This window comes from Streptomyces sp. NPDC057424, assembly GCF_042803315.1.
In the GTDB taxonomy this organism is placed as follows: Bacteria; Actinomycetota; Actinomycetes; order Streptomycetales; family Streptomycetaceae; genus Streptomyces.
Window position 1 is genome coordinate 1 of record NZ_JBHVCP010000109.1, and the last position, 8,170, is coordinate 8,170.

The 8,170-nt window shown below is 70.4% G+C and carries 7 protein-coding genes and 1 pseudogene; 6 read left to right on the forward strand and 2 right to left on the reverse strand.

Annotated features, from left to right (window positions below; all coding sequences use genetic code 11):
* Nucleotides 1–59 precede the first annotated feature (59 nt).
* Nucleotides 60–1,160, reverse strand: a pseudogene (locus tag ACFU3E_RS37845) (polysaccharide lyase family 1 protein); the annotation flags it as partial.
* Between the two features lie 211 nt (nt 1,161–1,371).
* Between ACFU3E_RS37845 and ACFU3E_RS37850 the strand changes: the two are divergent.
* Both ACFU3E_RS37850 and ACFU3E_RS37855 read left to right on the forward strand, forming a co-directional pair.
* Nucleotides 1,372–2,427 carry an LLM class F420-dependent oxidoreductase gene (locus tag ACFU3E_RS37850; protein ID WP_384169202.1) on the forward strand — a complete coding sequence of 352 codons (1,056 nt, stop codon included), beginning with the start codon at nt 1,372–1,374 and terminating at the stop codon, nt 2,425–2,427.
* Nucleotides 2,428–2,763: 336 nt separating this feature from the next.
* Nucleotides 2,764–3,552, forward strand: a complete 789-nt coding sequence (locus ACFU3E_RS37855) for a ferritin-like domain-containing protein (RefSeq protein WP_384169205.1) — start codon at nt 2,764–2,766, stop codon at nt 3,550–3,552.
* A gap of 11 nt (nt 3,553–3,563) precedes the next feature.
* Here ACFU3E_RS37855 and corA read toward each other — a convergent pair whose 3' ends face one another.
* A complete protein-coding gene (corA, locus tag ACFU3E_RS37860; protein WP_384169208.1) occupies nt 3,564–4,559 on the reverse strand; it encodes a magnesium/cobalt transporter CorA in 996 nt (331 codons plus the stop codon).
* 61 nt (nt 4,560–4,620) lie between these two features.
* Here corA and ACFU3E_RS37865 point away from each other — a divergent pair, with 61 nt between their 5' ends.
* The 4 genes from ACFU3E_RS37865 (at nt 4,621) to mshC (ending at nt 8,091) form a co-directional block, all read left to right on the forward strand.
* Nucleotides 4,621–5,307, forward strand: coding sequence for a histidine phosphatase family protein (locus ACFU3E_RS37865; RefSeq protein ID WP_384169211.1), 687 nt, complete (start codon nt 4,621–4,623; stop codon nt 5,305–5,307).
* A 78-nt stretch (nt 5,308–5,385) separates the two neighbouring features.
* Nucleotides 5,386–5,973, forward strand: a complete 588-nt coding sequence (locus ACFU3E_RS37870; RefSeq protein ID WP_033311881.1) for a DUF3090 domain-containing protein — start codon at nt 5,386–5,388, stop codon at nt 5,971–5,973.
* Complete coding sequence (locus tag ACFU3E_RS37875; protein WP_384169214.1) at nt 5,937–6,767, forward strand: SCO1664 family protein; 831 nt, start codon at nt 5,937–5,939, stop codon at nt 6,765–6,767. Before ACFU3E_RS37870 ends, ACFU3E_RS37875 begins: the two co-directional genes overlap by 37 nt.
* A 94-nt stretch (nt 6,768–6,861) precedes the next feature.
* The gene (mshC, locus tag ACFU3E_RS37880; protein ID WP_384169217.1) at nt 6,862–8,091 is read left to right on the forward strand and encodes a cysteine--1-D-myo-inosityl 2-amino-2-deoxy-alpha-D-glucopyranoside ligase; all 1,230 of its coding nucleotides are present in this window, start codon (nt 6,862–6,864) and stop codon (nt 8,089–8,091) included.
* Nucleotides 8,092–8,170: the final 79 nt, after the last annotated feature.

The window sequence follows — 8,170 nt, forward strand, 5'->3', positions numbered from 1 at the left end:
GCACTCGGCGGCCACCCACCGATCAGCCGTGTGAACAACGCTTCAGGTCAATACAACTAGCACCTGCCGTCCGACACCTGAAGGCCCTTGCCGGCGCCCGCCGTCCGGTTCACGATGGCCGGCACGCAGGTGGCGGCGTCCGGAGTGAACGAGTACGGGACGGCGACGGTGGTGTTCGACTTCGGGTCGGGGCCGGCCGGACGGTTCTCGCTGCCAGGGCTGGACCAGGTGACGTTGTCGAAGATGTTGCCGCCGACCTGCCAGTAGCCGGCTTCGTCGGTGTAGAAGGTGCCGAGGACGTCCTTGGAGTCCTCGAAGTAGTTGTTGTCCACTTTGGCGCGGGCGCCGGCCCGGGAGTTGATGCCGGACTCGTTGAGGCGTACGTAGTGGTTGTTGTAGATGTGCGCGATGCCGCCGCGCAGCAGCGGGGCGCGGGAGTCGATGTTCTCGTACCGGTTGTGGTGGTACGTGATGTAGCCGTTCGACCGGTCGCTCTCGCTGTTCCCGACCAGGCCGCCCCGGCCGGAGTTGCGCAGCACGCTGTAGGACAGGGTCACGTACTGGGTGTTGTCCTTGAGGTCGAACAGCCCGTCGAAGCCCTCCGACTCGCCGCCCGAAGCCTCCAGGGTGGTGTGGTCGATCCAGACGTTGCGGACGTTGCGCTCCATGCCGATGGCGTCTCCGCCGTTGGACGTGGGGGAGCCCGACTTCTTGACGTTCCGGACGGTCACGTTCTGGATGATGATGTTGTTCGATTCGCGGATGTGGATGCCCAGTTGATCGAAGAGGGCGCCGCTGCCGACTCCGACGAGGGTCACGTTGCTGACCTTCTTGAGCTCGATCACGCCGTCGGCGGTGTCGCAGCTGCCGCCGGAGACCTTCTTGGTGTTGGCGTGGTTGATGGTCCCCGTGACCTCGATGGTGATCGGGGTGCTGGTGCTCGCCCGGCCGCACAGGGCCTGGTGGATCGCCGTTCCGGTCGTCGCCCGGACCGTCTGGCCTCCGGCGCCGCCGGTGGTTCCGCCGTTCTGGGTCGCGTAGCCGGTGGCGCTGCCGGTCGCCGCCGAGGCCTCGGGCATGGCCACGAGCGTGCCGGTCCCGGCGGCGAGGGCCAGCGTGGCCAGTGCCGCACGCAGTCTCTGGGGGAGTGCTCGCTTCATCCTTGCCTCTCCGTTCGTCCTGCGGAAGGTGGGTGATGGAAAGCGCTTTCCAGTGAAAGTACGAACGTGCTGTGGACGCGTCAATGGTCGTGTCCATGATTTCTGTTCACTCATCTAAACGGCGGGTCGGCCGTGGCCGATGTACCTCGGCACGGCCCCCGCGCTAAGGTGCCCGCACAAGGCACGTTACTGATCAGTAAGGGGAATCGGCATGCAGCTCGGTATCAACCTCGGCTACTGGGGTGCCGGAATGGACGCGGACAATCTGGCCGTCGCCCAGGAGGCCGACCGGCTCGGATACGCCGTCTGCTGGGCCGCCGAGGCCTACGGCTCCGACGCCGCCACCGTACTGAGCTGGGTCGCCGCCCAGACCGAGCGCATCGACGTCGGCTCGGCCATCTTCCAGATCCCGGCCCGGCAGCCCGCGATGACGGCCATGACGGCCGCGACCCTCGACTCCCTCTCCGGCGGCCGCTTCCGCCTCGGCCTCGGCGTCTCCGGCCCGCAGGTCTCCGAGGGCTGGTACGGCGTCAAGTTCGACAAGCCGCTCGCCCGTACCCGCGAGTACGTCGAGATCGTCCGCAAGGCCATGACCCGCGAGCGCCTGTCCTACGAGGGACAGCACTGGACGCTGCCCCTGCCCGGCGGCCCGGGCAAGCCGATCAAGCTGACCGTGCACCCGCAGCGCGAGCACATCCCGCTGTACATCGCCGCGATCGGCCCGAAGAACCTCGAGCAGACCGGCGAGATCGCCGACGGCGCCCTGCTGATCTTCCCGTCCGCCGACCACCTCGAGGACACCACGATCACGTACCTGCGCGCCGGGCGTGAGAAGGCCGGCAAGACCCTCGACGGCTTCGACGTCTGCCCGACCCTGCCGCTCGCCGTCGGCGACGACAAGGACGTGGCCACGCTCGCCGACACCTTCCGCCCCTACACCGCGCTGTACGTCGGCGGCATGGGCAGCCCCAAGCAGAACTTCTACAACCAGCTCGCGCAGCGCATGGGCTACGAGCGGGAAGCCGCCGAGATCCAGAGCAAGTACCTCTCCGGCGACAAGCAGGGCGCCGCGGCCGCCGTGCCGCACGACCTGATCGACAAGACGGCCCTGCTCGGTTCCGTGGACCGGATCGCGGACCGGATGAAGGCCTATGCCGCGGCCGGAGTCACCACCCTGTCCCTCGCGCCGGCGGGGTTCACTCTCGACGAGCGGCTCGCGTCCCTGCGGGCCGGCACGGAGGCCCTGGAGCGCGCCGGGCTCGCCTAGGTTCTGTCGTCCGGATCACGCCGCAGGCGCGTGGTCCGGCACGCGCATCTGCCGCGTTGTCGTCGGACGACGGGGCCTGGAGGTTTCAGCGGCCGTGGTGGGGGCTCGGGGGTCTTCCCCGCCACGGCCGTCACGCGGAACAACGCGCCGGCCCGCCGTGGGTTACGGCACAGCACCCTCTCCTCCGGGCTCAGCACACGCGCCCCGCGTCCTCCATTCGGCGGAGTTGTCCGTCACACCTGTTGCAGAGCCCTCCACCCCGCACTTGACTCGTTCTTCGCGGAAACCTGCGGAATGCCGCAGTACGTCCACGCGCGCGCGGGAGAGGTGCCCACGATGCTTTCGGCCAAGAGTCTGTTCCAGGAGATCCTCGACAACGACGAGTCCTTCGCCCTGTTCTGCTCCATCGCCGCGAGCGGTGAGTCCCAGGGCGGCTGGGAGAACGCCCGTATCGCCGCGCTCGTGCCCGAGTCCGAGCGTGAACTCGCCCCCAAGATCAGCCGGCACGGCGCCGACGAGGACAAGCACGGCCGGATCTTCAACGCCCTGATGAAGAAGCGCGGCCTCGATCCCGTCCCGGTCCCGCCGGAGACCGACTACACCGTGCTCCTGGAGAAGAACGGCATCGGTCTCGCTCACGAGAAGCTGGCGCGCGACGAGCGGCTCACGGTCCAGGACATCGTCACCTACCTCTCGCACAGCAGGGTCACCGAGCAGCGCGCCACCGATCAGATGGTCCTGCTCCGCAAGCACTTCGCCGACCACCCCCTCATCGGCCGCGCGGTCAAGCAGATCTCCAGCGACGAGGACAACCACCTCGCCTACTGCCACGAGGAACTGCTGCGCTTCGCCTACGCGGGCCACGGCCGGGCCATCCAGCGCACCCTGCGCGAGTGCGCGCTCGCCGAGATCCGGATCTACCGGGACGTCAGCCTCGCGGTCATGGCGCACATGGGCCGCGTCCTCGGCTGGTCCAAGGCCAAGTCGGCGGTGCTCGCCGCGGGCATCCACGCGGCGTACGCCTACGAACGCACCGTCGGGTGGCGCCGGATGGTGTCGCTGACGACACCCGAGCGCCGCAACGCCCTCGGCGGCCCCGCGACCCCGGAACCCGAGTTCGCCTGAGCGGGCCCGCCCTACAGCCAGCCCCGGCGCTTGAACAGCCGGAACACCATCATCTCCAGGACGGCCATCAGGGCGATCAGCGCCGGATAGGACCAGCTCCACTGCAGCTCGGGCATGTGCTCGAAGTTCATGCCGTAGATCCCCGCGAGCATCGTGGGGATCGCGGCCATGGCGGCCCACGCGGAGATCTTCCGCATGTCGTCGTTCTGCCGGACGCTCATCTGCGCCAGATGCGCCGAGAGGATGTCGGACACCAGCCGGTCCAGGTTCTCCACGGACTCGTTCACGCGCGTGAGGTGATCGCTGACGTCGCGGAAGAACGGCCGGGCCCGGTCGTCCACGAACGGCACGGCCACACCGGACGACGCCGTGCCCGCCAGCCGGCTCATCGGCGGGGCCAGCGGCCCGGTGGCCCGGCGGAACTCCAGGACCTGCCGCTTGAAGCCGTAGATCCGGGACGCCGTGTTCCGTGAGCCCCCGCCGTCCGGCGAGAACACCTCCGCCTCCAGACCCTCCAGGTCGGTCTGCAGCTCCGTCGCCACGTCCAGGTAGTGGTCGACGGCGGCGTCGGCGACCGCGTACAGCACGGCCGTGGGGCCGTTGCCGAGCAGCTCCGGCTCCTGCTCCAGCCGGTGGCGTACCGTCTTGAGCGGGGCACCCTCGCCGTGCCGGACGGTCACCACGAACGAGTCGCCCAGGAAGATCATGATCTCGCCGGAGGAGACGGTGTCGCTCTGCGGCTCGTACGCCACCGGCTTGAGCACCACGAAGAGCGAGTCGTCGTACACCTCCAGCTTGGGCCGCTGGTGGGCCTTGAGGGCGTCCTCGACGGCCAGCGGGTGCAGCCCGAACTCCCGGGTCACATGGTCGAACTCACCTTCCGTCGGCTCGTGCAGCCCGATCCACACGAACCCGCCCGCCGTGCGGGCCTCGCCCAGGGAGTCGGAGAGGTCCCCGGGCCCTTCCGTCCGCTGTCCGTCGCGGTAGATGGCACAGTCGACGATCACGAAGCGAGTCTCCCGTCACTCGAACGACACCACACGCGCGCGTGCGCCTACGCTGGAGCGCATGCCCACGCTGATCCTGGTCAGGCACGGACGCTCCACCGCCAACACCGAGGGGGTGCTCGCCGGCTGGACGCCGGGTGTCGCCCTCGACGAGCGCGGCGCCGCGCAGGCCGCCGCGCTCCCCGGGCGGCTGGCCGGACTTCCCCTCGCCGACATCGTCACCAGCCCGCTCCAGCGCTGCCAGGAAACGCTCCGGCCGCTGCTGGAGGCCCGGCCGGAGCTGAGCCCGCACACCGACGAGCGCATCGGCGAGTGCCACTACGGCGACTGGTCCGGACGCAAGCTCGCCGAGCTCACGGACGAGCCCCTGATGGAGGTGGTGCAGGCGCACCCCTCCGCGGCCGCCTTCCCCGGCGGGGAGTCCATGCGGGCCATGCAGACGCGCGCCGCCGAGGCCGTACGCGAGTGGAACGCGCGCGTGGAGCGCGACCACGGCGCCGACGCCGTCTACCTCATGTGCTCGCACGGCGACATCATCAAGTCGCTCGTCGCCGACGCACTCGGACTTCACCTCGACCTCTTCCAGCGGATCTCCGTTGAACCGTGTTCCATCACCGCGATCCGCTACACACGACTGCGGCCGTTTCTCGTCCGGCTCGGCGACACCGGCGACTTCACGTCCCTGGCGCCGCGCGCGGAACCGCCGGGCGGCGAGGCCGAAGTCGGGGGTGGTGCGGGCGCACCGTGATCGTTCGCCGCAGTAGGGTGAAGCGGTCGCAGCAGTGCCGTGGTCTCACGGTTCCCACGATTCCAATGGAGACAGGACGTGTCCCGTCAGGTGTTCCTCTACGACCATCCGGAGCGTTTCGTGGCCGGCACGGTCGGACTGCCCGGGCGCCGTTCGTTCTTCCTCCAGGCCTCCGCAGGCTCCCGGGTGACCAGCGTGGCCCTGGAGAAGACCCAGGTCGCCGCGCTCGCCGAACGCATGGACGAACTGCTCGACGAGGTCGTACGCCGTAGCGGCGGCAGTGCCCACGTCCCGGCCGTCGCACCGTCGGACACCGACACCGCCCCGCTGGACACCCCCATCGAGGAGGAGTTCCGGGTCGGCACCATGGCGCTCGCCTGGGACGGCGACGAGCAGCTCATGATCGTCGAGGCGCAGGCGCTCGTGGAGCTCGACGCGGAATCCGAGGAGGACCTCGCCGAGGCCGAGGAGCGGCTGCTCCAGGACGAGGAGAACGGGCCCCCGATGCTGCGGGTCCGGCTCACCGGCGCTCAGGCCAGGGCCTTCGCCAAGCGCGCCCTCGACGTCGTCAACGCCGGGCGGCCGCCGTGCCCGCTGTGCAGCCTCCCGCTCGACCCGGAAGGACACGTATGTCCGCGCCAGAACGGATACCGCCGCGGAGCGTGACGCCTCCCACGGACGCCGCCGAGCTGCTCGCCCGCGGCGAACTGACCGTGCGCGGACGTATCCGTGAGGCCTCCAACGCGGCTCTGTACTGCACGGTGACCCACGACGGCGAGGACGCGGCCTGCGTCTACAAGCCGGTCGCGGGGGAGCGGCCCCTGTGGGACTTCCCCGACGGGACGCTGGCCCAGCGCGAGGTCGCCGCGTACGAGGTCTCCGAGGCGACCGGCTGGGGCCTCGTGCCGCCCACCCTGCTGCGCGAGGGCCCCTACGGCGAGGGCATGTGCCAGCTGTGGGTGGAGGTGACGCCCGAGGCGGAACTGCTCGCCCTGGTCGACGGCGAGGAACCCGGGCCCGGCTGGAGGGCGATCGGCTTCGCCGAGGTCGGCGAGGGACGCACCGCGCTGCTCGTGCACGCCGACGACGAACGGCTGCGGCGGCTCGCGGTCCTCGACGCGGTCATCAACAACGCCGACCGCAAGGGCGGGCACCTGCTGCCCACCGGCGAAGGACGGCTGTACGGCATCGACCACGGGGTCACGTTCAACGCCGAGAACAAACTGCGGACCCTCCTGTGGGGGTGGGCGGGGGAGCCCCTCACCCAGGAGGCCGTCGACGTCCTCGAGGGCCTCAGGAAGGGCCTGGCCGACGGCGGGACCCTCGCCGCGCGACTCGAACCGCTGATCACCGGCGCGGAGATCGACGCCACCCGCGCGCGGGTCGGCGCGCTGCTCGCCTCGGGGACCCACCCGGAGCCGAGCGGGGAGTGGCCGGCGATTCCCTGGCCACCCGTGTAGCAGCACAACCGTCCGACTGCCGCAAGAGCGCCTTCTCGGCCGTCCGGCCCGCTCCCATTCGTATATGGAACTTCAGTCCGGTTAGGCTCAAGGCATGCATGCCTGGCCCGCTTCCGAGGTCCCCGCCCTGCCTGGTCAGGGCCGCGACCTGAGGATCCACGACACCGCGACCGGCGGTCTGGTCACCCTCGACCCCGGTCCCGTCGCCCGTATCTACGTCTGTGGCATCACTCCGTACGACGCCACACACCTGGGACACGCGGCGACCTACAACGCGTTCGACCTCGTGCAGCGCGTGTGGCTCGACACCAAGCGGCAGGTTCACTACGTCCAGAACGTCACCGACGTCGACGATCCGCTCCTGGAGCGGGCGCAGCGCGACGGCCTCGACTGGGCCGCGCTCGCCGAGAAGGAGACGGCCCTCTTCCGTGAGGACATGACGGCCCTGCGGATGCTGCCGCCCCGGCAGTACATAGGAGCCGTCGAGGCCATACCCGGGATCGTCCCGCTCGTCGAGCGGCTCCGGGACGCCGGCGCGGCCTACGACCTGGACGGGGACGTCTACTTCTCCGTCGAGTCCGACCCGCACTTCGGCAAGGTCTCGAACCTGGACGCCGCGGCGATGCGGCTGCTGTCCGCCGAGCGCGGCGGCGACCCGGACCGCCCGGGCAAGAAGAACCCGCTCGACCCGATGCTGTGGATGGCGGCCCGTGAGGGCGAGCCCAGCTGGGACGGCGGATCACTCGGGCGGGGACGGCCCGGCTGGCACATCGAGTGCGTGGCCATCGCCCTCGACCACCTCGGCATGGGCTTCGACATCCAGGGCGGCGGCTCCGACCTCGCCTTCCCGCACCACGAGATGGGCGCCTCGCACGCCCAGGCCCTCACCGGCGAGTTCCCCATGGCCAAGGCGTATGTGCACGCCGGCATGGTCGCCCTGCACGGCGAGAAGATGTCCAAGTCCAAGGGAAACCTGGTCTTCGTCTCCACGCTGCGGCGCGACGGCGTCGACCCGGCCGCCATCCGGCTCGCGCTGCTCGCCCACCACTACCGCGCCGACTGGGAGTGGACCGACCAGGTCCTCCCGGACGCCGTCGCACGGCTCGGCCGCTGGCGGGCCGCCGTGTCGCGGCCCGACGGGCCGCCGGCGGAGGCGCTCGTCGACGAGATCCGCGAGGCTCTCGCCCACGACCTGGACGCCCCGGCAGCGCTCACCGCGGTCGACCGCTGGGTCGCGCTCCAGGAGCGGAGCGGCGGCACGGACATCGGCGCGCCCGGAGTGGTCTCCCGGGCCGTGGACGCGCTGCTGGGCGTGGCGCTGTAACGAGAAGCACGCAGAGGGGCGTCTCCCGGCCGGGAGACGCCCCTCTGCGTTGGTGGGGTGGCCTCAGTCCTCCGACGAC

What these genes read in the sequence shown, in the direction of transcription:
- ACFU3E_RS37850 (WP_384169202.1), top strand. Translation starts at nt 1,372, where the DNA reads ATGCAGCTCGGTATCAACCTCGGCTACTGGGGTGCCGGAATGGACGCG.
- ACFU3E_RS37855 (WP_384169205.1), top strand. Translation starts at nt 2,764, where the DNA reads ATGCTTTCGGCCAAGAGTCTGTTCCAGGAGATCCTCGACAACGACGAG.
- ACFU3E_RS37865 (WP_384169211.1), top strand. Translation starts at nt 4,621, where the DNA reads ATGCCCACGCTGATCCTGGTCAGGCACGGACGCTCCACCGCCAACACC.
- ACFU3E_RS37875 (WP_384169214.1), top strand. Translation starts at nt 5,937, where the DNA reads ATGTCCGCGCCAGAACGGATACCGCCGCGGAGCGTGACGCCTCCCACG.
- mshC (WP_384169217.1), top strand. Translation starts at nt 6,862, where the DNA reads ATGCATGCCTGGCCCGCTTCCGAGGTCCCCGCCCTGCCTGGTCAGGGC.